Genomic DNA, 24,872 nt, shown 5'->3' with positions numbered 1-24,872 from the left:
CCCTGGATGAAAATCCTGGGCTTTCGTTTTCGCGTAAATGCTTTACTGCGCGGGGGGTATCGGCGGGGGCGTGCTCGGCAGGGCCGGTAGGGTCAAGCCCGGAATCTGCGGCGAGCCATTGCTGCCGCCCGGCGCCCCGAATGACGGCAGGCCGAGCTGACCGCCGAAACCCGGTACTTCGATCTTGATCGAGTTCGGGTCCACTTTCGGACCGTGATCCAGCCAATAGGTGACCGATTCCGGCCAGAAGATCACAATCGCCACGAGAATGAGTTGCATGCCGACCCAGGGCAGGGCGCCGAGATAGATATCCTTGGTGCGGACATCCCTGTTGGCGATGGAGCGCAGGTAGAAGAGCGCGAAGCCAAAGGGCGGATGCATGAAGCTCGTCTGCATGTTCACGCAGATCAAGACGCCGAACCAGATCAGGTCGATACCGAGACTGGAGGCGACCGGCGCCAGCATCGGGATGACGATGAAGGCGATCTCGAAGAAATCGAGGAAAAAGGCGAGGATGAAGATGAAAATGTTGACGAAGATCAGGAAGCCGACAGGTCCGCCGGGGATGCCCAAGAGCATGTGTTCGATCCAGCGTGTGCCGTCCATGCCCTGGAAGACGAGGCTGAAGCAGGTCGAGCCGATCAGGATCATCACCACCATCGAGGTGATGTGCGTGGTCGTGCTCATGGCTTCGCGGATCAGCGGCCAGGTGAGGCGACTGTGCAGGGCGGCAAGCACCATGGCGCCGACGACGCCAAGCGCGCCTGCTTCCGTCGGAGTGGCGAGGCCCATGAAGATGGTGCCGAGCACAAGGAAGATCAGCACGATCGAGGGGATCATGCCCCACAGTACCTTTATCAGCAACGCCCAGTCGAAATCGCCGCGCACGTCCTTGGGCAGCGGTGGCATCGCCTTCGGGTTGATGATTGACAGGATCAGGATATAGGCGACGAAGATCGCCACCTGCAGGATCGAAGGACCGATTGCGCCGAGATACATGTCGCCGACGGAGCGACCGAGCTGGTCGGCAAGCACCACCAGCACCAGCGAAGGCGGAATGACCTGGGTAATCGTGCCCGAGGCGGCGATGACGCCCGTTGCAAGCCGCGGGCTGTAGCCATAGCGCAGCATGATCGGCAGGGAGATGACGCCCATGGTGATGACCGAGGCTGCGACCGTGCCGGTGATGGCGCCAAGCACGGCACCGACCAGAATGACGGCATAGGCAAGGCCGCCGGGGATGCCGCCGAAGAGTTTGCCAGTGCCTTCGAGCAGATCTTCGGCCAGTCCGCATCGCTCCAATATCGCACCCATGAAGGTGAAGAAGGGGATCGCCAGCAGCAGATCGTTGGAGACGATGCCGAAGAAGCGCAGTGGCAGCGCCTGCAGGAAGACCTCTCCGAAATGGCCGGTCACAATGCCGATGATGCCGAAGAAAAGGCCGACTGCGGCGAGCGAAAAGGCGACGGGGAAGCCGTAGAGCATGAAGATGACCATGCCAAGGAACATGGCCGGCGGGATGATACCGTAGTCAAACAAATCCGTTCCTCCGGGCGCCGAGTTACTGCAGCGGCTTTTCGTATTTCGTATCGATCTCGATCGTGCCGGTCAGCGCGGCGATTCTCTTGATCAATTCCGAAATGCCCTGGAGGGTCAGGAGTGCGAAGCCGGCAAAGAGCATCAGCTTCACAGGCCAGCGGATGAGGCCGCCGGCATTGGCTGAAACCTCACCCTGCTGATAGGCGAGCAGGAAATAGGGCCAGCAGAGAATTGCGAGGAAGAGACAGGCCGGGATGAGAAAGACGATCAGGCCGATGATGTCGATCCAGATCTTTGCCCTGTCGGAGACGGAGCCATAGATCAGATCGACGCGTACATGCTCGTTCTTACGAAGGGTATGCGACGCGCCGAGGAGGACGACGAAGGCGAAGAGATACCACTGGATTTCCAGCCAGCCGTTCGAGCTGTAGTTGAATGCGTAGCGCACCATCGCATTGCCGGCGCTGATCAGGCAGCAGAACAGAACCATATATTCGGACAGTTTGCCAATGAACTCGCTGATCGAGTCGATCAGTCGACTGGCGGCCAGAAATACCGACATTCGCCTCCCCTTATTGTTTGCCGTTTTCGGCAGTTCTCCCTCTATAACCGGTGTAGACCAGGGTTTTTGAAATTGGAAGGATAAATGGTCCGCCTTGGAATATAGTCTTATGCGGCTAAGGATTGTGATGCCGTCAGAGATTCCAACAACTTTCGCGCGGATATATTTTTCAATAATCTCGCGATAAAGCTGCAATATCGCGTGCTGGATATGCAGCTCATCCTATGGTTTTAGAAAAATTGACCAAATGTTTGAACCGTTTGAAATCAATTTTTAAAGGGTTCGGTTTACATTCCCTGCGCACAGGGAAAGTATGGATGAAGCCACATAACCCGAACAGGGTCCCTAAGGATGTGTATCTGTCGTTTGTGAGTTCTCTCTCCGGGAACCGCATGACGCTTCTTGTTGGCGTGATTGTGCATGTTGCGACGTGCCTTGCCGTGGCTGCCAAGACACAGTACTCGATCTACATCCTGCTGTCGGTCGCCTTCCTTCTGGTCTTCGGCGCTCGCATGGTCATCTTCCGGCAATTCGACCGTGTCGACAAGCAGAGCCTGCCGCACGCCGGAATCGAGCGTTGGGAGCGGATTCTCGTTGCCAGTGGAGCCTGCACCACCGCGCTCCTCGGCATCGCCAGTGGCTATGCCATCTTCGTCGTGCGTGATTCCTTTGCGGAGCTTGCCTGCATTTCCGTCACCATGGCGACCATGGTTTCCGTCGTCGGCCGCAACTACGGCTCGCGCTTCGCGGTCGACCTCCAGACGCTCTTCTGTTGCCTGCCGATGATCGTCTGCAGCCTCCTGGCGCTGGATTTCTATCGCGGCGTGCTCTCGATCTTCCTCATTCCTTTCTGGCTGACGACGCGGGCCATGGCGAACGGCGTACGCGAGTTTCTCTATGAGAACGTCATTGCGCGCCGGGAAATCACTATCATCGCCGACCGTTTTGATACGGCGCTCAACAACATGCCGCACGGCCTCGTCATGGTCGATACGGAGAACCGGATCCAGGTCATCAACCGCAAGGCCTGCGAGCTCCTGAAGATCGGCGCACCGGATCGGCTGAAGGATCGCGATCTCGGCGCAGTGTTGCGCTATGGCGCGCGCTACAGCTTCATGGACGCGTCCCAGCCGGAGTTGATCCTGCGGCAGCTGACGCAGGTCGCCGAAGGCAGTCTGTCACGTACGCTCATCCATTTTCCTGAGGGTTTGTCGCTGGAATTTTCGGCGAGCCGACGTGCGGATGGCGGCGCCGTATTGATTTTCGAAGACGTTTCGAGCCGCGTGAAGGCCGAGCAGAAGATCCTGCATATGGTGCGCTTCGATGCACTGACAGGTCTGCCGAATCGCGAATATTTCGGCCAGCGCGTGCAGGAGTACCTCACCAGACATCCGAAAAAGCGTGGCCCTCTCGGTTTCATGATCCTCGATATCGACGAGTTCAAGCATGTCAACGACATGCGGGGCCATGTCACCGGCGACCATCTGCTGTGTGCGATCGCCATGCGGGTCAAGGAGATGGCTGGCAATGCGATCGTTGGCCGCCTGATGGGGGATCAGTTCATCCTCTTCTTCCCGCATGCGCGCGACAAGCAGGTGCTGGATGCCGACATCCGCAAGCTGCATGCCGCCGTCCAGGGGCAATATGAAGTCGATGAAGTAACCTTCCTCGTCTCGCTCAGTGCCGGTTATGCTGTTCTTGAGAGCGATGCCTTCGCCATGGACGAATGGAGCGTCAAGGCTGACCTTGCGCTATTCGAAAGCAAGTCGCGCATAAAGGGTGGCATCGCCGGTTTCGAGCGCGAGATGGACGGCCGCTATATCGAGCAGCAGAAGCTGAAGGCGGATTTACGCGAGGCGGTGGCTGCAAATGCGCTGCACCTCGTCTTCCAGCCTATGTTCAAGGCTGATGGTGCGCGCATCGAATGCGCCGAGGCCTTGGCGCGCTGGGTGCATCCGGAAAGGGGCTCGATCCCACCCGACGTCTTCATCCGGCTCGCCGAGGATATGGGCATCATCTCCGACATCACTCGTTTCGTGCTGTTCAAGGCCTGCAGCGAATGCATGACCTGGCCGGAACACATCGCTGTCTCGGTCAACCTTTCGGCACGGGATCTGCGCGACGCTGACATCCTTTCAGTCGTCGCCGATGCGCTTGCCCAATCCGGCCTGGCGGCGGCGCGGCTTCATCTCGAGGTAACCGAAAGCTGCCTGATCGACGAACCGGCGGCGGTGCGCGCCATCCTGGCGGAACTCAGGTTCCGTGGCATCACCATCGCCATCGACGATTTCGGCACCGGCTTCTCCAGCCTCAGCTATCTCGACACGCTGCCGCTCGATATCGTCAAGATCGACCGCTCCTTCGTGCGCAACATCGTCGAGGATACCCGCCGCCTCAAGCTTCTGCGTGGCACCGTCAATCTCGCCCGCGAACTCGGCCTCAAAATTGTCATCGAGGGTGTGGAGACCGAGGAGCAGCTGGCGCTACTCAACAAGCACCGCAGCGCCGACCTCGTGCAGGGCTATGTTTTCTCGCCGCCCGTGCCCTCCCAGAACATCACGCTGCTGCAAGAGGGCATCATCGGCCGCCGCACCGTCCAGCGCCGTCGCACCAAGGTCGCCTGAGCCTCCTGCAAGTGACTGGTTGTCCAGCCGAAAATCTTGCGGGCCGTTAACCTTAATAATTTAAATTTAACGCAAATTCTCAGATTTTCTTGCCTATATATCGGCGGCGTATGATTAATGATCCGTTAACGAGCGGATCGAGAGAATGTCAGACACACTTTTTACGCGTGGCGATTTCAGCAGGAAAATCCTGGAAATTCTAGACCACGTCGAATATCGCCGTGTCGAAAGCAACGAAGACATGGAGGAGGTGGAGCGGCTGCGCTATAAGGCCTATAAGGCTCATGGCGCGCTGTCGCTTGCCCCGGAAGGCCTATTGGACGATGTCGATTTCGACAGCCATGCCTATATTTTCGGTCTTTACTATTATGGCGAACTGGTCAGTACGATCCGAATTCACTATGTGACGCCGGATCATCGTATCAGTCGGTCCGGAGAGGCCTTTCCCGAGGCGATGGATGAGCTTTTGGACGCGGGGCTGACCTTGATCGACCCGGCGCGTTTTGCGGCTGATCCGGAACTCACCGCCAACATGCCATGGGTTCCTTATCTGACGCTGAGACCCGCCATCGTTGCGGCAGCGTATTTCCGGGCTGACCGCGTTATTCAGTCCGTCCGGCCCCCGCATGCCGCCTTCTACAAGCGGGTCTTCTATGCCGATACCATTGTGCCCGGCCGACTGGCGGAGAGTTACGGGGTTGACGTGACGCTGATGGCAACGAATGTGGTCGAGGTCGGGCGCAAGCTTTTGACGCGTTACCCCTTCTTCATCTCCAGCGCCAGCGAGCAGCGCATGATGTTTTCGCGCAAGCCGAACGACACGCTGCCGCCTCTCACCATCATTCCGACGGCGCGTTTCGTGCCGCCAGGCGAACTTGGTACCGATCTGCCGCTGTGATTTCTCTTTCTTCGCGATAGAGGGACGATACCCGTCAGGGCAGATGAGGCGTGGGCGACAGTCGAAAACCGCATCTGTCGTCGGACCTCCTTTCATCCGGCCGTTGAGGTCGTCTTTTCGTTCGGATGATGTCGCGGTGAGGCGTTCCTGCGGCATTCTCATGCATTGCGCTTTCGCCCGTCATTGTGTAATCCCTGCGGGTAGGGGTTTGCCTTGCTGGGGCAAGGGAATCAGGCAGCGTTAAGGCATTTCAGGGAGACGATATTCATGGCCGAACATCATACCGGACCGGTCGAGACCGGCGCGCCGATGGACTACAAGGAACATGAAAAGACCTACGACATGTTCATTGCCGGCACGAAATACGGCACGATGATTCTAATTGCCCTGATGCTTGCCATGGCTGCAGGTTTCTTCGGCGGCGCCGGCTTCCTCGGCGGCATCCTCGTCTTCCTCATCATTCTCGTCGCCGGCATCTTTCTGCTCCGCTAAGCGCGGCCTGCGGGAAGACAAGGTTTTTCCGAACTTTGTGATGTAGATGCTTGGCCCGCGCAGGCAAGCAGCCTGCGACGGTCCAGCTGACCCGGAGGAGGGGGCAGTTGGCGAATATCATTTTCGTAGCAAAGGAAATCACTGATGATGAGACGCGCGTTGCCGCGTCTGTCGAAACCGTGAAAAAGATGAGGTCGTTCGGCTTCGATATTATCGTTGAATCAGGCGCCGGAACGCTTTCCCGCATTCCGGACAGCGAGTTCGAGGCCGTCGGTGCTGCAATCGGCACATTCGCGGATGCAGCGTCCGCCGATGTCATCCTCAAGGTCCGCCGGCCGAGCGAAAGCGAAATTGCCGGCTACAAAGCCGGTGCCGTCGTCATCGCCATCATGGATCCCTATGGCAATGACGAGGCGGTTGCCGCGATGGCTCGATCGGGTCTTTCCACCTTCTCCATGGAACTGATGCCGCGCATTACCCGCGCGCAGTCGATGGACGTGCTGTCATCCCAGGCCAATCTTGCCGGCTATCAGGCCGTCATCGAAGCCGCCGTCGTTTATGACCGAGCCCTGCCGATGATGATGACGGCGGCAGGTACGGTTCCCGCCGCCAAGGTTTTCGTCATGGGTGCGGGCGTTGCCGGTCTGCAGGCGATCGCGACGGCGCGCCGTCTTGGCGCCGCCGTCTCGGCGACAGATGTCCGCCCCGCGGCCAAGGAACAGGTCGCCTCGCTCGGCGCCAAGTTCATCGCCGTCGAGGACGAAGAGTTCAAGGCGGCGGAAACGGCCGGCGGCTATGCCAAGGAAATGTCCACCGAATACCAGGCCAAGCAGGCGGCACTCGTAGCCGAGCATATCGCCAAGCAGGACATCGTCATCACGACCGCACTCATCCCCGGCCGTCCGGCGCCGCGGCTGGTGTCGCGCGCCATGCTGGCTTCGATGAAGCCGGGTGCGGTGGCTGTCGATCTCGCGGTCGAGCGTGGCGGCAATATCGAAGGCGTGGTCGCGGGTGAGGTCGCCGATGTCGAAGGCGTGAAGGTAGTCGGCTTCTCGAACATGGCGGGCCGTGTGGCCGCCAGTGCCTCCGCGCTTTATGCCAAGAACCTTGTCACCTTCCTGGAGACGATGGTGAACAAGGAAACGAAATCGGTCGTGCTCAACCTCGAAGACGAGCTCATCAAGGCGACGATGCTGACCTATGCGGGGGATGTCGTGCATCCGGCATTCGGCGGCGCCAAGAAGGGGGATAACTGATGGCCAGTGAAGCAATGGACAAGGCGCTGGAACAGCTCGACCAGGCCGTCACCGCGGTTATCACCGCTGCTGCCCAGGCACCTGAGGCGGCAAGTGCCGCAACCGGCGGGGCGATCGATCCCTTCGTCTTCCAGTTCGCGATCTTCGTGCTGTCGATCTTCGTTGGCTACTACGTCGTCTGGTCGGTGACGCCGGCGCTGCATACGCCGCTGATGGCCGTGACCAATGCGATCTCCTCGGTCATCGTCGTCGGTGCGCTGCTTGCGGTCGGCATTTCGACCAGCGGCCTTGCGACCGGCTTCGGTTTCGTGGCCCTCGTACTCGTCTCGGTGAATATCTTCGGCGGCTTCCTCGTCACACAGCGCATGCTGGCAATGTACCGCAAGAAGGACAAGTGAGGCGCCGATGACCAATCTTGCAGCCTTCCTCTATCTCGTTTCCGGCGTGCTCTTCATCCTGGCGCTGCGCGGGCTCTCGCATCCGGCCACCAGCCGCAAGGGCAATCTCTATGGCATGATCGGCATGGGGATTGCGATCCTCACCACGCTGGTGCTGGCAACACCGGATTTCGGCGGCTTCGTGCTCATCATCCTCGGTCTTGCCATCGGCGGCAGTGCGGGCGCCTATATCGCCCGCACCATCGCCATGACCTCGATGCCGCAGCTCGTGGCCGGCTTCCATTCGCTGGTCGGCCTTGCCGCGGTTCTGGTCGCCGCATCGGCGCTCTATACGCCTGATGCCTTCGGAATCGGCGAGATCGGTCAGATCCACACCGAAGCACGCATCGAAATGGCGCTCGGCGTGGCGATCGGTGCGCTGACCTTCACCGGCTCCATCATCGCTTTTCTTAAGCTCGACGGGCGCATGTCCGGCAAGCCGATCCTGCTGCCCTTCCGGCATCTGATCAACATCACCCTGCTTGCCCTGATCGTGCTCTTCATCATCGGGCTGGCGGTGACGGAAAGCCATTTCGACTTCTGGGCGGTCGTGGCTCTGTCGCTGGCGCTCGGCGTGCTTCTGATCGTGCCGATCGGCGGCGCCGACATGCCAGTCGTCGTGTCGATGCTGAATTCCTATTCGGGCTGGGCCGCCGCCGGCATCGGCTTCACGCTCGGCAATCTGGCGCTCATCGTCACCGGCGCGCTGGTCGGCTCCTCGGGTGCGATCCTGTCTTATATCATGTGCAAGGGTATGAACCGCTCCTTCATCTCCGTCATCCTCGGCGGTTTCGGCGGCGAGACGTCGGGTGGTGCGGCGGATAACTCGGACAAGACCGTTAAGCTCGGCTCGGCCGAAGATGCGGCCTACCTGATGGCGAATGCCTCGAAAGTCATCATCGTGCCTGGTTACGGCATGGCGGTGGCGCAGGCACAGCATGCGCTGCGCGAACTCGCCGATAATCTCAAGAAGAACGGCGTGGAGGTGAAGTACGCGATTCATCCGGTCGCCGGCCGCATGCCCGGCCATATGAACGTGCTGCTTGCCGAGGCCAATGTGCCTTATGACGAAGTCTTCGAGCTTGAGGACATCAACTCGGAATTTGCCCAGGCCGATGTCGCCTATGTCATCGGCGCCAACGACGTCACCAACCCGGCGGCGCGCGACGACAAGACCTCGCCGATCTACGGCATGCCGATCCTCGACGTCGATAAGGCCAAGACCTGCCTGTTCGTCAAGCGCTCGCTCGGCTCGGGCTACGCCGGCATCGACAACACGCTGTTCTACAAGGACGGCACGATGATGCTGCTCGGCGATGCCAAGAAGGTGACGGAAGAGATCAACAAGGCGATCGCTCATTAGCGCGTTTTCGTTTTTCCTCGAATCCCGAAAATGCTCTATCGCCTTGTTCTTACACAGTTCCCGACGCAAAGCCGCTGCGCATTTCCGCTGGAATTGCTCTCATCGAAAAGCCCGCTTCGGCGGGCTTTTCATTTGCCGCCGGGAGCGATCAGATTTCGCCCGGCACCAGTGTCATCTTCTCGACACCGACGGCGAGATTGAGACCTTCCTGGGCCTGCAGGTTCAGCGGCTGCAGCATGAAGGCCTTGTTGGTGCCGCCGGCAATGACCTTGGCACCTCCACCGGCACCGAGGCTGGCATCGGCGCCAATGCCGTAATATTCTCCTGCCAGCGCGAAATCGGGAACATTGGTGCCGGTCTTGGCAAGCACCTGCCAGATCATCACGCTCTTGCCGGTCTGGCCGATATCGATGCCGAATTTTTCGATCTTGCCGGCATAGACCGCCTTCGGGCCACCGGAAGCTGGCGTATAGGTGCAGATCAGGTTCTTCTCAGACGTGACGATCAGCCCCTGGCCGCCATCCGATCCGCAGACGAGCCGGCCAAGCGACATATAGTCGGCAGCTGTGGCAGACCCGGCCCAGGCTGCAGCCGAGACGACTGCAGCCGCAATCATGGTTTGCTTGAACATGGTCCTTCTCCTTTTGAATGACCTGTTCGAAACGGACGGTTGCAGTGATTGTTCCGGTTGCGCTACTCGCGCTCCATCATCCCACGCTGGGCGGTGAGGATCCAGACGAGACCTTCCGGGCGGAAGTCAATATCGACCTTGCCCCGGAAAGCGGCGGCGGCATGCGCCTTGATGACGGTGGTGCCGAAGCCAGTGCGCGCCGGCGGTTTGACCGGCGGACCGCCGCTTTCAGTCCAGGTGAAACGCAGCATGTCGTCCTCTGCCGGCTGCCATTCGAAACGCACACGGCCTTGAGGCACGGACAGCGCTCCGTATTTTACTGAGTTGGTAGCAAGTTCATGCAGTGCTAGGCCGAGGTTCTGAACGGCATCGGGCTTGAGGATAAAATCCGTACCCTCGATTTTCACCTGCTCACGGGCCTGCGGAAAAGCCTGAAGATGAATATCGATGACGCGATGCAGCGAGACGCCGGACCACTGTTCGCCTGTCAGAAGCTCGATCGAGCGCACGAGCCCTTCAAGGCGATGGGCGACGGCCAGCCGGAATGTCTCGACGCTGTCGGCCTGTTTGGAGAGTTGACGCATCATGGCGAGAACGAGCGTCAGCAGGTTCTTGGTACGATGGACCAGTTCATGCATGACGAAGCGCAGCCGGTCCTCGCTCTGGCTGCGGTCGAAAGAGGCATTGGAAAGCGCAATCGCTACCTGGTTGGCCTCGATAACGCTGGTTTCGACCGGCGAGACGATATGGCCTTCGCCGAGCCGGTTCGCCATGTCGGCAATTTCACGGATCGTGGAACGGACTTGTCGGGCAACGGCATAGGCGGCAAGCACGGCGACGAGCAGCAGCACGAGGCCGCCGATCAGCAGGAAGCGCCAGGTGCTGAGTATTGGTGCCTGCGCAGTAGCGATCGGTCCCCATACCACCGTCTTCCAGGACCAGCCGGGAATCTGCGCATAGCCCAGCATGGCGTGCGGGAGGATATCGCTGTCTTCGAAAACGCCGCTGGAAGCGACGAGCGAGGGCAGAATGCGTGGGTCGAAGGCTTCGCCGGGCTGCAGATTAGCGGGGCCGCGGCTCGCTACGACATGACCACCCTGATCGATCACCGCTGCCGACCAGCCGGAGGCAAGACCTTCGGTCGTGACGAGTTTTGCGAGGTCGTTGGCATTCTGGGTGATGATCAATGCGGCGACAGGATCCTCGTCACGCGGTAGGGTGACGTTATAGACCCACGTGCCGCTCGTTGCACCCACGAAGACGTCGGAGGCTTCGATCCGGCCGGACTTCATCGCGGCTTCGAAAGCCGCGATGTTCGTCGTCTTTCCGAGCGGCGTGCCGAAGGCGCGACGGGTATTGAGAAATTGCTGCCCGGCCCTGTCGACGGCGATCACATAGAGCGTATCGCCGCGCAGCGCCGTTTCTGTACGATTGTAGAAAGACTCATAGTCGCCGCCCTCCAGCTCCGGCGAGGAGGACAGCAGCCGCAAAGTCGTCGCCATATCCTGAAGCTGGCGGTCGATGGTTCGCGACAGCGCCAGCGCATCCTGTGCGGTTTCGCGCTTGAGTGTGGACCGCTGATTATCTTCCAACTGCATGAGAAGAAGGGCAACGAAGGCGAAGATCGGTAGCGCAATCGCCACGGCCATGGCGACGAGATATGTTCCGATCGCAGCTTTCGGGAAAAGACGTACGGCAAACTTCATCGATGCCGCCCCTGGTCTGTCGGGGCTGGATGCTGCGGAAGCACGGTTTCGCCTGCTGTCACGAAAGCAAGAATCCGCATCGCTCGCAAACGCCCCTTACATTCGTACCGCCCAATAGCCCGCTATCAAAGCACGGTCATGTTAGGGGGCAGGGCATTTGGTTGCAACCTACTAAAATAGTCAGGTGTAAAATCGTCAATTTTATTGTCGACTATCCTGCTTCGGCGAAGCGCTGCAACCGGAAAGGCATGAGGCTTTCGTCACTCTTGCCTGACAGAAGCTCTTCGGCTGCCAGCAGGCCCGCAAGCGGGGCAAGTGTGACACCGGAGTGCATCACCGCGGCGTAGAGACCCGGCAGGCCGGCATTTCCGATGATGGGAAAACCATCAGCCGGTGTCGGGCGATAGCCGATAGTGAAGAAATCGAGCTTCAAATCGCCATTGTCTATGATCGTCGCCTTCACGTGTGCGAAGAGTTCCGCAGCGCTTGCCTGATGGTCTTCGCAGGGAGCGCCGCCACCGAAATCCGTGCCGGCGATGATACGGCCTTCCGCTGTCTGGCGCATATGCAGACGCGGTGTCATGACGAGGCCGTTCAAGCGTTTCGAGACAGGACGGGAGTGCACGATCAGGCCGGCCGGCGTGGAGAGCGGCAATGTTATTCCCGCCGAGGCAGCGACCGGAACTGCGCCTGCGCCTGCGGCCAGCACGACATGATCGGCTTCGCGCATGCCTTCCGACGTGACGACCCCGATGACTCGTCCACCACTCTGAAGCAGACCGTTGACCGTGGCATGAACGAATGTCGCACCATGCGCCTCAGCATCAGCAAGCATCAAACGTGCGGCGGCAACAGGCTCCACCGCACCTTCTTCTGCGATATAGAGGGCGAAATCCGGATATTCGCCGAGGCCGGGTTCGAGCAGCGCGCTTTCTTCCCGGTTCAGCCGGGTGATACCGTAGCCCCAACGGCCATGCTCATCGGCATAGGTTTCGAGATCGGCCGGCGGTATATCCCAGCAGAGGCCGCCGCACCAGGTAAGCGGCAGGCCGGGCAGTTCCCGCGTCAGCCGCTTCCATTCGGCCATCGCCCTGCGGCGGAAATGGAAATAGAATTCAGGATTGCCCCAGCTCGCATTGATCCAGGCAAAGGAGCAAGGTGTCGCCACACCGCCGAGTTCTTCGCTGATGATGGTGACTGCTGCACCCTTGCGTGTGAGATGCCAGGCGATGGAGGCGCCAATGATGCCGGCGCCGACGACGATCACATGCGGTTTCGCTGTCATCGTCATCACCTTTTCCTGTTTCTGCTAGCCGGCCGTGCCGCCGACGCGGGCAAGGCCGTCCCGGGCTGGCTGGTACTTCGGATCGAGGCCGACAGCGTGGCGGTAGGAACGGATTGCCTTATCCTTCTCGCCGCGGCGCTCGTAGACAAGAGCCTGGTTTGCCCAGGATTCGGCGAGGTTGCCATTCAGCTCGATCGCGTGGTTGAAATCAGCGAAGGCGTTGTCGTCGTCGTTCAGCGCGATATAGGAAATGCCGCGGCCATTATAGGGCTCGGGCGAGTTCGGCGAGAGCGAGATCGCCTTCGAGAAGTCGTCGATCGCCTTATCCTGCTGATTGCGCTTCTGATAGATCAGGCCACGGTTGTGGTAGGCACGGCCATCCGTCGTGCCGAGCTGGATCGCTCTCGAGAAATCGTTGAAGGCCTGATCGTCCTGGCCGGCCATGCGGTAGACATTGCCGCGGCCGATATAGGCGACGTCATAGCTCTGATTGATCTGCAGCGCGGCATTGTAATCGCCGATCGCCTGCGCCTGCTGACCCATGTTGCGGTAGACCAGCGCGCGGTTGGCATAGGCCTGGAAGAAGCGCGGGTTGATCTGCAGCGCCGTATTGAAGTCGTCGAGCGCCTTGCGGAACTCTCCGGCGCGACCATAGGCGGAACCGCGGACATTATAGCCTTCCGGATCGCGCGGATTGGCATTGATGACGGCCGTCAGCGACGCGATGTTTTCCTGCGAGCCCTGCGCCTTGTCGATGCGGATCACAGCATCAGACGTGTTGGTCGTTTCGCAACCGGCAAGGCCAAGTGCGGCGATAAGAGCCAGAGAGGCAAATACGACCGATTTCTGCGAACGCAACGAGCGGGACGGGTTGAAGGTTATTATAGCCATTCGGGCTCGCTTTCCCCATGCATCATATCCGGCAAGGCGGATATGCAATCTTCAGCAGCAAATTAAAAAAGGCGGCGGCGAAACTCATCGCCCCCGCCACACATGCACCTGAAAACGTCGAAAAAACGACGGCCGCCTCAGCGTGCTGCAACCAGACCTTCGCGCTGCGCGCGCTTGCGGGCCAGCTTGCGAACGCGACGAACAGCCTCGGCCTTTTCGCGAGCACGCTTCTGCGACGGCTTCTCGTAGTAGTCGCGCATCTTCATTTCGCGAAAAATGCCTTCGCGCTGCATCTTCTTCTTGAGAGCGCGGAGAGCCTGGTCAACATTGTTATCGCGGACAAGTACCTGCACGAGAATCACGTTCCTTTGGTTTGGTTGATGCCGGAAGGCGGCGCAGCGCCTGGGGCAAAAATATAACGTTCGCGCGGCCGCAGCCTTGCGATTGGTGAAGCGGGATAGCAGATCGAGGGAGTGAAGTCCAGACGGCATGTGCGAATGGGCGGAAAAATGCCGGCCATGATTACGGGGCGCTAGAAGCGGGCCGTCTCGGGCTTGGTTTCGTCGAGCGCGGCGATCGCTTCCTTCAGCGCGGCTATCACGCGGGAACGGTCGGCGGGCTCAAGCCGAGCCATGTCCAGATGCAGGTCCAGGCCGGCCAGATGTTCGCTCAGAACGCGGCTCTTGTGATCGGTGCCGAGCATCAGCCCGTCCACGGCGTAAGGTACGATCTCCCGCTGGATCCCCTTCATGGTGATCGGCGGCAGGGGATGGGCGTCAACGATATCCTTCACCAGCGCATAGGTTTCGTAGCTGATGACGATTTCGCCGCCCTGAGCAATCGATTGAAGGCGGGCGGCGAGGTTCGCTTCGGCGCCGATGATCGTATAGTCCATGCGGTCGTTGCTGCCGAAATTGCCGACGTTGCAGTAACCGCTGTTGATCCCCATGCGTACCACGAAGGGCTCCTCGGTGCCGTTTCTGCGCCATCTGTCCTTCAGTTCACCGAGCCGGCGCTGCATGTCCACCGCCATGCGCAGGCATGCCTTGGCGTCTTCCTCCGGCCCCTTGGTCTCGGGATCGCCGAAGAACACCAGCATCGCATCGCCGATGAACTTGTCCACCGTGCCGCCATGGTTGAGTGCGATGGCGGACATTTCGGTCAGATATTCGTTCAGCATCTCCGTCAGTGCTTCCGGCTGCAGGCGCTCTGTCGTCGCGGTGAAATCCTTGATGTCGGAGAAGAAGATCGTCAGGCGCTTGCGCTCGGTGTGGACGACCACATCCTTCTGGCCGCTGAAGATGCTCTTGTAGATCTGCGGCGGCAGGTAACGGGAAATCTTGAGAGAAACGCTGGCGAGGAATTCGTTTGCGGCTTCAAGGTCGCGGTTGGCGCTGTGGATGACGCGCGTCTGCTGACGCTGCAGGACGATGAAGCTGATGCCGATGATGGCGACGAAGAGGAAGTAGCAGAGCAGATATTTGAAGGCGAGAATATTGCTCGCATAGGGCTGACGGATGATGACTTCCTGGATGCCGCGCACATCGCCCACCTTCCAGTCTTTCTTCGGGCTTTCGGGATGGGTATTGTGGCAGGCCACACAGGCCTGACCCATGACGACAGGTGTGATGAGCCGCAGCGTATCGGTAAATCCGACGCGGGTGAGATCCGTCAGCGTCTGGCCGGAATTGGTGCGCAGAGCCGTGAGCGACGCCTTTTCGAAACTATCGAGATCGTGAGGCGCACGGTTCTTGAAGGGGAGATCCGAGAGGAACCGATAGGTAATATTGGCCTGCTGCTCCCTGATGACGTCGCCGAGTTCCAGCGAAAGCGTCGCCGGCAGCGGAATGGCGCCTGGAATATTGGCATAGTTGTGGGAGACGACGGTGCCGCTGACGTCACCTGCCTGATGGGCAGCAAGCACCCGGCCGACGACATTGGCCGAATAATAGGAGCGGATACTTGTGACGAGCGAACTCATGTCCCGCGCCTGCCGGCGCAGAGCGCTTTCGGAGAGATCGCTGATATCGAGCCAGACAGCAAGCGGCAGTCCGGCCAGCATCGCCAGCACGACGACGACCAGCCAGTAGCCGCTTCTGCGCGCGGTGAAAGCCGAATCTTCGGCAGTTCTTGCCGTGGTCTCTCCTTGCGGATCTGCCATGGCTCATCCCCTCGACATCAATCGCATTATTAAATCCCCTGAGACACAGAAACATTTCGTCGCGTGCTCGGCAAGGCCGACGCTTGAAGGTCGGGCCGAAAGCGAGGACCAAATCTGGAAGTAATTTCACGCTGTGTTGCCGTTACATCTCGGCGAAAATACTGGGCCGGTGCGATGGGCGGATTCTGCATTGCCGTCCGTTTGTTTTTCAGCTTGTGCGCATGAGCGAATGGTCTTTGACGTCGAACAGGCGTAGCCTGCCTGCGGCGGGGAGGTCGAGCAAAACATGACGCGCTTGCAGCAGATCGGTGTGCTGATCGGCCTGATCATCGTGGCCGCGCTTACGATGTTCCGGGCAAGCGATCCGCCGGTGTTGAAGCAGATCCGCGACGTCACCTTCGATGAGTATCAGCGCCTTGTGCCGCGCAGCTTCGCAGCGATGCCGGTCCGAGTGGTCGATATCGACGAGGCTTCCCTGCGGGAGTTCGGCCAGTGGCCCTGGCCGCGCGACAGGCTGGCAACGCTGGTCGAGCGTCTCTCCGACATGGGAGCGGCGGCCATCGCCTTCGACGTCATCTTCGCCGAGCCCGACCGAATGTCGCCGCGCAATGTCATCCAGGAGGTGGAGGGCGTCGATCCATCGCTTGCGGCGCAATTGCCCGACAATGACGAGATATTCGCGCAATCGATCGAAGGAAAGCCTGTCGTTCTCGGCTTCGGGCTTTCCAACGAGGGTAATTACAAGCCGCCGGTAAAAGCCGGCTTTGCCTTTACCGGCGAAAGTCCGCTAGCCGCACCTCCGCATCTTAACGCTTCCACGCCGCTCCGGCCGAGGCTGGAGGCGAATGCCGCGGGGCTTGGCCATGTCAGTCTCAATCCCGGCAGCCCGTCATCGGTGGTTCGTGCAGTGCCGTTGTTCCTCAGCGATGGCGAGCAGTTTTATCCCAATCTTGCGATCGAAGCGTTGCGGGTAGCGCAGGGTGCTTCGACCTATGTACTGGCCGGCGCGCCAGACAGGGCAGGGATCATCACCTCGGCGAAAATCGGTAATTTCATCGTCCCGCTGACGGCTGCCGGAGAGATCTGGCTTTATGTGACGCCGAACCGGGCGGAACGTTATATCTCGGCCCGAAAGGTCCTTGCTGCCGGCGGAGCGGCCCCCGATGTTGCTGCTCAGATCGAAGGCAGCATTATCTTCATCGGCACCTCGGCGGTCGGGCTGCAGGATATCCGCACCACCGCGCTCGGAGAAAATGTGCCCGGTGTTTCGCTGCAGGCACAGACGGTCGAGCAGATCCTCTCGGGCCGCTACCTGTCACGGCCGGACTGGGCCGACGGGCTGGAGATCCTCTCCATTGCCGTGGTCGGTTTCCTGCTCGTTCTTGTCACGACCTTCGTCAGCCCGGCTGTGGCTTTGGTCTGCGGCCTGGCGATCACCGCGATGGCGCTTGTTGCGTCGTGGTTCTGCTTTCTCTACGCCGGTCTGCTGTTCGATCCGCTGGCGCCGATCGTCAGCGGCTCCATCACGCATTTTGCGGCAACATCGTTCCGCATCCTCGTCATCGACAGGGAGCGGCGGGAAGTACGGCGCGCTTTCGGCCACTATCTCTCGCCTTCGCTGCTGCACCGGATCGAGCACACGCCTGACGCGCTGAAGCTCGGCGGAGACGAGCGTGAGCTCACCATGATGTTCGTCGATGTACGCAATTTCACGGAGATCAGTGAAAAGCTGACGCCGATCGCCGTCGTCCAGTTCCTTAATACGCTGCTCGATGCACTGAGCCGTCATGTCGTGGGGAACGAGGGAACGCTCGATAAATTCATCGGTGATTCCATCATGGCGTTCTGGAATGCACCGGTCGATGTTTCGGATCATGGGGCAAAAGCGCTGCGGGCGGCACTTGCCATGCGCGAGACGCTCGCCGAGCTGAACGCTCGCGATGCTTTCGGTTTCGGCAACGCTAGGCAGGTCAGGATCGGTATCGGCATCCATACCGGCCTTGCCTGTGTCGGCAATATGGGCGCAAAGACGCGCTTCAACTATTCGGCGGTTGGTGACGCCGTGAATGTCGCGGCGCGCATCGAATCCTGCTGCAAGGACGTCGGTTTCGACATCCTGATCTCCGACAGCACGGCGCGGGCGCAGAGCGGTGCGGCGCTCTTGGAGGCGGGAGCCATTCCGCTCAAGGGAAAGAGCAGCCGAACGCAGATCTTTGCCGTGATCGGCGACGAGAAGGTCGCCACCTCGCCGGAATTCGGTGCCCTGCATCTCGTCCATGAAGACGTGATGAGCGCCTTGCGTGTGCGCTCAAGGAACAGCCGCAAGCTGATCGGTGCGGCAAAGCTCGCCGGAGTACAGGTCTTGCCCGGTCTCACCGAATTCTACGAGCGGATATCGGGCAGGAACGATCATTTCCGGGAGGAAAACGATCTGCCGGAAAACCAGGCCGTCGAATAGTCAGTCAGCGATTGCGATTCCAGCCACCGTTCCGGTCCCTGCTCCCGTTTCCGCCCCAGCCGTGATTCCGGTCATGGCCACGGTGGTCGCGATCCCGATCTCTTCCCATGCTCTGGTCGTTGCCGGCGGTCTGGTTTTCGCCGCCGCCTCTTTCCTGTCTGCTCGGCTGGTCCTGGTGGTTATCTGCCCTTTCCGTACGGCCTGGCCTGTCAGACGCGCCATGTCTGTCCGCACGATTGAACCCGTCGTGCCGGTCCGGCCTTCCGTGATCGTCTCTATCGTCCTTATCCTTCCAGCCATGCTTGTCGTGTTTGTCGTGCCAGCCGTCCCTTGGTTTGTCATGGTGGGGTCTGTCATGATGAGGCTTGTCATGATGCGGCTTATCGTGATGCGGTTTTTCCGGCCGCTGCTTCGGCGGATCATCCTGCTTCTGCGGTTGCTGCGAGGGTGGGGGATCCGGATCCCGCGGCCGGGGTTCCTGGCGAAGCCGGTCTTTACGCTCGGGCTCAACCGAGGCCATCCGGCAGCCGCCAAGCAGGCCAAGGCCGCCTGATAGACTCTGATTGCCGGAAAGGAAGGGAAGGGCGCGCTGGTTACCCAGTCGCTGCAGCACGGCGCGGTTGACGGGTTGCGCATCCGTCATGTTGCCGTTCGGCCGCGCAATGACGCAATCGCAACGCTGCTGCAACTGCCGGCAGCCGCCCGGGCCGCAGAAGCTGGCCGCACCGTTCAGCAGCACCACGGCAGTCGTACCGTCAGGGCCGACATAGAAATCGAAAGCGGTGCCGCGCACGCCGATCGTGCCGGCCGGCGTCTGGATCTGGTAAGCCGAGGATTTCGAATTGCCGCTGACCCAGCGAAACGTGCCTTTAGCCGCCTTGATGGAGAGGCGTTTGACAGAGTCGGAATCGTCGTAAACATATTTGTCGATGACAACGGACGAGCCCCACCCGACGGCAAGCTTGGTGCCGTCGCGGAAGACGAACTGGCCGAGCCCGGATTGGGAGGTGCGGATACGCTCGTTGCGATGGACCTCGTCATTGACGATGATCGGACCGGCCTGTCCGCTCACTTCGGTTCTGATGAGGGTTGCCTGGCCGACAGGCTCGGCGGCAAGCGCAGGCCATGCGCTCAACAGCGTGAGGCACAAGCCCGCGATCCCTATGCTACGCAAACCCAACATGTGACACTCCACATATCGGAACATTAGCATTTGCAGTCGGCCGCTTCTGCCTGCCCTGTTGGGTGAGAAAAGGGCTATGCCGCATCTGCGAAGGGAGACGGCCACAAATGGAGGCGGTGCAGCTATCGTCGTGTCAAAACAAAAGCTCTTTCACGTCGCAAAAGAACCGTTGTGCCGCAATTCGATTTGCGATTTGTATGGCCACGACGAACAGCTTTTGCCTGAAGGAGATGATGGCGGATGCGGAAATATTCGGTTTTTGCCGTAGCGCGGGAGGCTCTGCGTGGGCACAGGGGCTGGGAAAAGCAGTGGACCTCGCCGGAGCCGCGACCCGAATATGACGTCATCATCATCGGCGGCGGCGGCCACGGGCTGGGCGCGGCCTACTATCTCGCCAAAGAGCATGGCATCACCAATGTGGCGGTGCTGGAAAAGGGCTGGCTCGGCGGCGGCAATACCGGCCGCAACACCACCATCATTCGCTCCAACTATCTCTATGAAGAGAGCATGCACATTTACGAGCACTCGATGAAGCTCTGGGAAGGGCTGTCGCAGGAGCTCAACTACAATGTCATGTATTCGCCGCGTGGCGTCATGATGCTGTCGCACAATGTGCACGACATGCAGAGCTTCAAGCGGCATATCCATGCCAATCGGCTTTACGGTATCGACAATGAATGGCTGACGCCGGAGCAGGCCAAGGCCTATTGCCCGCCGCTCGATATTTCGGCGACGGCGCGCTATCCGATCAACGGTGCAGCCCTGCAGCGTCGCGGCGGTACGGCGCGTCACGATGCTGTTGCCTGGGGTTATGCGCGTGCGGCGTCCGACCGTGGTGTCCACATCATCCAGAATTGCGAAGTCACCGGCATCCGCCGCGGCCCAGACGGACGCGTGACCGGCGTCGAGACCAACAGGGGCTTCATCGGCGCAAAGAAGGTCGGCGTGTCGGCCGCCGGCCACACGACAACGGTCATGAAGATGGCGGATGTGCGCGTGCCGCTGCAATCGAGCCCGCTGCAGGCCTTGGTTTCCGAGCCGCTGAAGCCGATCTTCCCCTGCGTCGTGATGTCGAACACCGTGCATGCCTATATCTCGCAGTCCGATAAGGGCGAGCTCGTCATCGGCGCTGGCACGGACCAGTATAATTCCTACTCCCAGACCGGCGGCCTGCAGATCATCACGCATACGCTGGACGCAATCTGCGAACTTTTCCCGATGTTCCGCCGCGTGAAGATGATGCGCCAATGGGGCGGTATCGTCGACAACACACCGGATCGTTCGGCCATCCAGTCGAAGACGCCCGTTCCGGGGCTTTACGTCAATTGCGGCTGGGGTACCGGCGGCTTCAAGGCGACGCCTGGTTCGGCCAATCTTTTCGCCCACCTGATCGCCCGCGACGAGCCGCACAAGTTCAATGCCGGGCTGACGCTGGAGCGTTTCCGCTCCGGCCGGCTGATCGACGAGGCGGCAGCTGCCGCCGTGGCGCACTGACAGGAGGACGACATGCTGCTGATCTATTGCCCTTACTGTCAGGAGGAGCGCTCCGAGCTCGAGTTCCGTGGAGCCGGTGACGCCCATATCGCTCGGCCGACCAATATCGCTTCGATTTCGGATGAAGCGTTCGAGGAGTATTTCTTCCTGCGCGATAATCCGAAAGGCCTGATTTTCGAACGCTGGCGGCACATGCATGGCTGCGGGCGCTTCTTCAACGCGGCGCGCGATACTGTCAGCGACAAGTTCATCATGACCTACAAGGCCGGTGAACCGAAGCCTGACATCGGGACTGCGGCCGAGCCGCATGCGCCGGTCGAGACCTATGAAGCTGTTGAAGGAGAGGCCCAATGAGCGGCACCAACCGTATTGTCGGCAAGGGCCGACTGACGCCCGCCAGGACCGCGCGTTTCACCTTCGACGGTAACAGCTATACGGCGCTCGAAGGCGATACTGTTGCCTCAGCCTTGATTGCCCATGGTGTGCACCTTGTCGCCCGGTCGTTCAAATATCATCGCCCGCGCGGCATTCTTTCGGCCGGCGCCGAGGAGCCGAATGCACTGATCGATGTCGCCCGCGACAGCGCCCGCAAGCAGCCGAACGTCAGGGCAACCGTGCAGGAAGTCTTCGACGGCATGATCGTGAAGTCGCAGAATCGCTGGCCGTCGCTTTCCTTCGATATTGGTGCGATCAATAACCTGTTCTCGCCCTTCTTCGCAGCGGGCTTCTACTACAAGACCTTCATGTGGCCGCGGGCTGCGTGGAAACGCGTATACGAGCCGATGATCCGCCGCGCTGCCGGCCTTGGCGTCGCACCCACAGAGGGCGATCCTGACCATTACGCCAGCCGCTACGCTCATTGCGACGTGCTGGTCGCCGGAGCCGGTATTGCCGGGCTTTCGGCAGCACTTGCCGCTGCAGAAGCCGGCGCCAAAGTCATCCTTTGCGACGAACAGGCGGAAGCCGGCGGCGCGTTGCGTTTCGATGTTGGCGTCAAGGTGGATGGGCTCGACGGCTACGCCTGGGTACAGAAGACCCTTGCGCGGCTGAAGGCCATGGAGAATGTGCAGGTCCTGACCCGCACGACAGCCTTCGGCTACTACAACCACAATTTCGTCGGCCTCGTCGAACGGGTCACGGACCATATTGCTCTTCCCACCCGCGATCTGCCGCGCGAACGGCTGTGGCAGGTCCGCGCCAAGCGCGTTGTGCTTGCGACCGGGGCGATCGAGCGCCACATGGTATTTCCGAATAACGACCGGCCGGGCATCATGCTCGCCTCGGCTGGCCGCATGTATCTCAATCATTATGGCGTTGCGGTTGGCCAGAAGGTCGGTATCTATACCGCGCATGACTCGGCTTACGAGGCTGCTTTCGACCTGAAGCGCGCGGGTGTTTCGATTGCAGCGATCGTTGATATCAGGCAAGCGCCAGGTGCGGCGGTACTCACTGAGGCTCGTGCGCTCGGTATCGATGTGCTGACCGGCCAGTCGGTCGTCAACACATCGGGCGCTTTGCGCATCTCCTCTATGACGGTGGCGCGCAACGGCGGTGGTTCGCCACGCAAGATCGCCGTCGATGCGCTGCTCGTCTGCGCCGGCTGGACACCCTCCGTACACCTCTTCTCGCAGTCGCGGGGCAAGGTTGCCTTCGATGCGGAGACGCAGCGTTTCCTGCCCGGCACCTACGCACAGGACTGCCTTTCCGTCGGCGCATGCAACGGGACGGACGGCCTGCAGCAAACCGTCGAGGAATCGCTTGCCGCCGGTGAACTGATGGCGCAGGCCGTTGGCAGACAGGCGGGCAGCAAGATCGGGATTTCGGTCGAGCAGGCCTTCAACTGGACGGGTGGCATGATCGGTGCGGCCGAAGGTGCCGGGCCGGACACGAATGCTAAGGCCTTCATCGATTTCCAGCACGATGTTTGCGCCAAGGATATCCGCCTTGCTGTGCGCGAGGGCATGCATTCGATCGAGCATATCAAGCGCTTCACGACGAACGGCATGGCGTCCGATCAGGGCAAGCTTTCCAACATGCATGGCCTGGCGATCGCTGCCGAAACACTCGGCAAGGATATTCCGCAGGTCGGTCTCACCACCTTCCGCGCGCCCTATACGCCGGTGACTTATGGTGCGTTGATCTCGCATTCGCGTGGGCCGCTGTTTGACCCGACGCGCAAGACGCCCCTGCACGCCTGGGAAGAGGCCAAGGGCGCGATCTTCGAAGATGTCGGCAACTGGAAGCGCGCCTGGTTTTATCCTCGTGCCGGCGAAACGATGCATCAGGCCGTTGCCCGCGAATGCCGGACGGCACGCGAGGCCGCCGGTATCTTCGACGCTTCTACCCTCGGCAAGATCGAGGTCGTCGGGCCGGATGCCGCCGAATTCATGAATCTCATGTACACGAATGCCTGGGATACGCTGAAACCAGGTAAATGCCGCTACGGCATCATGCTGCGCGAGGATGGTTTCGTTTATGACGACGGCGTCGTCGGTCGTCTCTCCGAGGATCGCTTCCATGTGACGACCACGACCGGCGGGGCGCCGCGTGTTCTCAACCATATGGAAGACTACCTGCAGACGGAATTCTCGCATCTGAAGGTATGGCTGACCTCGGTGACCGAGCAATGGGCCGTGATCGCCGTGCAGGGGCCGAAGGCGCGCGACATCGTAGCGCCGCTGGTCGAGGGTCTCGATATTTCCAACGAAGCCTTCCCGCATATGAGTGTTGCGGAATGCAAGGTAGCCGGCGTTCCGGCGCGTCTCTTCCGTGTCTCCTTCACCGGCGAGACGGGTTTCGAAATCAACGTGCCCGCCGACTACGGCCAGTCGGTGCTGGAGGCCGTGTGGGCCAGTGCCGAGCCGCTCGGCGCCTGCGTCTACGGCACGGAGACCATGCATGTGCTGCGCGCCGAAAAGGGCTACATCATTGTCGGCCAGGATACGGATGGCACCGTGACGCCCGACGATGCGGGGCTTTCCTGGGCTGTTTCCAAGAAGAAGGCGGACTTCGTCGGTATCCGCGGCCTGAAGCGCCCGGACCTTGTGAAGGAAGGTCGCAAGCAGCTCGTTGGTCTTGCCACCAAGGATGAGAAGCTGGTGCTCGAAGAGGGGGCGCAGATCGTTGCCAACCCGAACCAGCCGAAGCCGATGACGATGCTCGGTCATGTGACCTCGGCCTACTGGTCGGAAAATTGCGGCCGCTCGATCGCCTTTGCATTGGTTGAAGGTGGGCGCAACCTCGTCGGCGAGACGCTCTATGTGCCCATGCCGGATCGGACAATTCCGGTCGAGGTGACGGATCTGGTGTTCTTTGACAAGGAAGGAGGCCGTATCCATGGCTGAGGTCACAATTCGCAAACCGGCGCTTTCCGGTCTCCTTGCCGGTTCGGCCACGGTGCGCGTGACGGTGGCGCCAGTTGCCAGCCGTCTTTCGCTGCGCGCGCCGGCTGAATCCGTATCGGCACTCTCCTCCGCTTTGGGAGTAGCTTTGCCGACTATACCCAAGACGTCCGGTCGCGCTGCGGGGCGCTCGGTGCTTTGGCTGGGGCCGGATGAATGGCTCGTCATCGATGAGGACGGCTCGGACCTGCCTGCACTTCTCGCTGATGCCGGCGCTCTTCATTCGGCAGTTGATGTGTCCCATCGCAATGTCGGTTTCATCGTCTCGGGACCTGGCGCAGTGGTAACCCTTTCCGTTGGTTGCCCGCAGGACCTCTCGCTCGAAGTCTTTCCGGTGGGCGCTTGCTCGCGGACGATCTTCGGCAAGGCCGAGGTCGTGCTCTTTCGAACCGAGGACGATACGTTCCGGGTGGAGTGCTGGCGGTCGTTTTCGGATTATGTTTTCGGGCTGCTGGCCGAAGGTGCGGAGGACGCAGGACATTAAAGCGTGT

20 protein-coding genes are annotated in these 24,872 nt (G+C 60.4%); 11 read left to right on the top strand and 9 right to left on the bottom strand.

Annotated features, from left to right (window positions below; translation table 11 throughout):
- Positions 1-42: 42 nt before the first annotated feature.
- Both FHT82_RS24715 and FHT82_RS24710 read right to left on the bottom strand, forming a co-directional pair.
- Entirely contained in the window at positions 43-1,539 is a 1,497-nt protein-coding gene (locus FHT82_RS24715; RefSeq protein WP_183735320.1) for a TRAP transporter large permease subunit, read from the bottom strand.
- Between the two features lie 22 nt (positions 1,540-1,561).
- Complete coding sequence (locus FHT82_RS24710; protein ID WP_183735319.1) at positions 1,562-2,101, bottom strand: TRAP transporter small permease subunit; 540 nt, start codon at positions 2,099-2,101, stop codon at positions 1,562-1,564.
- A 317-nt stretch (positions 2,102-2,418) separates the two neighbouring features.
- Between FHT82_RS24710 and FHT82_RS24705 the strand changes: the two genes are divergently transcribed.
- From FHT82_RS24705 to FHT82_RS24680, 6 genes are all read left to right on the top strand, one after another.
- On the top strand, positions 2,419-4,725 hold the full coding sequence (locus tag FHT82_RS24705) for an EAL domain-containing protein (RefSeq protein ID WP_183735317.1): 2,307 nt from the start codon (positions 2,419-2,421) through the stop codon (positions 4,723-4,725).
- Positions 4,726-4,870: 145 nt separating this feature from the next.
- Positions 4,871-5,623 carry a hypothetical protein gene (locus tag FHT82_RS24700; RefSeq protein WP_183735316.1) on the top strand — a complete coding sequence of 251 codons (753 nt, stop codon included), beginning with the start codon at positions 4,871-4,873 and terminating at the stop codon, positions 5,621-5,623.
- Positions 5,624-5,890: 267 nt separating this feature from the next.
- A complete protein-coding gene (locus FHT82_RS24695; protein WP_183735315.1) occupies positions 5,891-6,115 on the top strand; it encodes an aa3-type cytochrome c oxidase subunit IV in 225 nt (74 codons plus the stop codon).
- Positions 6,116-6,222: 107 nt separating this feature from the next.
- On the top strand, positions 6,223-7,371 hold the full coding sequence (locus FHT82_RS24690; protein ID WP_183735314.1) for a Re/Si-specific NAD(P)(+) transhydrogenase subunit alpha: 1,149 nt from the start codon (positions 6,223-6,225) through the stop codon (positions 7,369-7,371).
- Positions 7,371-7,769: a proton-translocating transhydrogenase family protein gene (locus tag FHT82_RS24685; protein WP_007817406.1), complete on the top strand. Its 399-nt coding sequence runs from the start codon at positions 7,371-7,373 to the stop codon at positions 7,767-7,769. Before FHT82_RS24690 ends, FHT82_RS24685 begins: the two co-directional genes overlap by 1 nt.
- A 7-nt stretch (positions 7,770-7,776) precedes the next feature.
- A complete protein-coding gene (locus FHT82_RS24680) occupies positions 7,777-9,171 on the top strand; it encodes an NAD(P)(+) transhydrogenase (Re/Si-specific) subunit beta (protein WP_183735313.1) in 1,395 nt (464 codons plus the stop codon).
- 148 nt (positions 9,172-9,319) lie between these two features.
- Here the strand turns inward: FHT82_RS24680 and FHT82_RS24675 are convergent, their stop codons facing one another.
- From FHT82_RS24675 to FHT82_RS24650, 6 genes are all read right to left on the bottom strand, one after another.
- Entirely contained in the window at positions 9,320-9,802 is a 483-nt protein-coding gene (locus tag FHT82_RS24675) for a DUF992 domain-containing protein (protein WP_183735312.1), read from the bottom strand.
- A gap of 62 nt (positions 9,803-9,864) precedes the next feature.
- Complete coding sequence (locus FHT82_RS24670; protein ID WP_183735311.1) at positions 9,865-11,508, bottom strand: sensor histidine kinase; 1,644 nt, start codon at positions 11,506-11,508, stop codon at positions 9,865-9,867.
- Between the two features lie 211 nt (positions 11,509-11,719).
- Positions 11,720-12,793, bottom strand: a complete 1,074-nt coding sequence (locus FHT82_RS24665) for an FAD-dependent oxidoreductase (RefSeq protein ID WP_183735467.1) — start codon at positions 12,791-12,793, stop codon at positions 11,720-11,722.
- A gap of 24 nt (positions 12,794-12,817) precedes the next feature.
- Positions 12,818-13,684: a tetratricopeptide repeat protein gene (locus FHT82_RS24660; protein ID WP_183735310.1), complete on the bottom strand. Its 867-nt coding sequence runs from the start codon at positions 13,682-13,684 to the stop codon at positions 12,818-12,820.
- 137 nt (positions 13,685-13,821) lie between these two features.
- The gene (gene rpsU / locus FHT82_RS24655) at positions 13,822-14,037 is read right to left on the bottom strand and encodes a 30S ribosomal protein S21 (protein ID WP_003542939.1); all 216 of its coding nucleotides are present in this window, start codon (positions 14,035-14,037) and stop codon (positions 13,822-13,824) included.
- Between the two features lie 179 nt (positions 14,038-14,216).
- Positions 14,217-15,845 carry an adenylate/guanylate cyclase domain-containing protein gene (locus FHT82_RS24650; RefSeq protein WP_183735309.1) on the bottom strand — a complete coding sequence of 543 codons (1,629 nt, stop codon included), beginning with the start codon at positions 15,843-15,845 and terminating at the stop codon, positions 14,217-14,219.
- Positions 15,846-16,131: 286 nt separating this feature from the next.
- On the opposite strand from FHT82_RS24650, the gene FHT82_RS24645 reads away from it, so the two are divergent.
- Positions 16,132-18,303, top strand: a complete 2,172-nt coding sequence (locus FHT82_RS24645) for an adenylate/guanylate cyclase domain-containing protein (RefSeq protein ID WP_183735308.1) — start codon at positions 16,132-16,134, stop codon at positions 18,301-18,303.
- A gap of 4 nt (positions 18,304-18,307) precedes the next feature.
- On the opposite strand, the gene FHT82_RS24640 is transcribed toward FHT82_RS24645, so the two are convergent.
- Positions 18,308-19,486 carry a FecR domain-containing protein gene (locus tag FHT82_RS24640; RefSeq protein ID WP_183735307.1) on the bottom strand — a complete coding sequence of 393 codons (1,179 nt, stop codon included), beginning with the start codon at positions 19,484-19,486 and terminating at the stop codon, positions 18,308-18,310.
- A gap of 240 nt (positions 19,487-19,726) precedes the next feature.
- On the opposite strand from FHT82_RS24640, the gene FHT82_RS24635 reads away from it, so the two are divergent.
- Genes FHT82_RS24635 through FHT82_RS24620 form a run of 4 tightly spaced genes read left to right on the top strand, consistent with a single transcriptional unit; the run spans position 19,727 to position 24,865 of the window.
- The gene (locus FHT82_RS24635) at positions 19,727-20,980 is read left to right on the top strand and encodes a sarcosine oxidase subunit beta family protein (RefSeq protein WP_183735306.1); all 1,254 of its coding nucleotides are present in this window, start codon (positions 19,727-19,729) and stop codon (positions 20,978-20,980) included.
- Between the two features lie 12 nt (positions 20,981-20,992).
- Complete coding sequence (locus FHT82_RS24630) at positions 20,993-21,334, top strand: sarcosine oxidase subunit delta (RefSeq protein ID WP_183735305.1); 342 nt, start codon at positions 20,993-20,995, stop codon at positions 21,332-21,334.
- Positions 21,331-24,324, top strand: coding sequence for a sarcosine oxidase subunit alpha (locus tag FHT82_RS24625; RefSeq protein ID WP_183735304.1), 2,994 nt, complete (start codon positions 21,331-21,333; stop codon positions 24,322-24,324). Before FHT82_RS24630 ends, FHT82_RS24625 begins: the two co-directional genes overlap by 4 nt.
- Positions 24,317-24,865 carry a sarcosine oxidase subunit gamma gene (locus tag FHT82_RS24620; RefSeq protein ID WP_183735303.1) on the top strand — a complete coding sequence of 183 codons (549 nt, stop codon included), beginning with the start codon at positions 24,317-24,319 and terminating at the stop codon, positions 24,863-24,865. The genes FHT82_RS24625 and FHT82_RS24620 overlap by 8 nt, the downstream gene beginning before the upstream one ends.
- The last annotated feature ends 7 nt before the right edge of the window (positions 24,866-24,872 follow it).

The organism is Rhizobium sp. BK275, assembly GCF_014193555.1.
In the GTDB taxonomy this organism is placed as follows: domain Bacteria; phylum Pseudomonadota; class Alphaproteobacteria; order Rhizobiales; family Rhizobiaceae; genus Rhizobium.
This window is presented reverse-complemented; position numbering and strand designations above follow the sequence as displayed.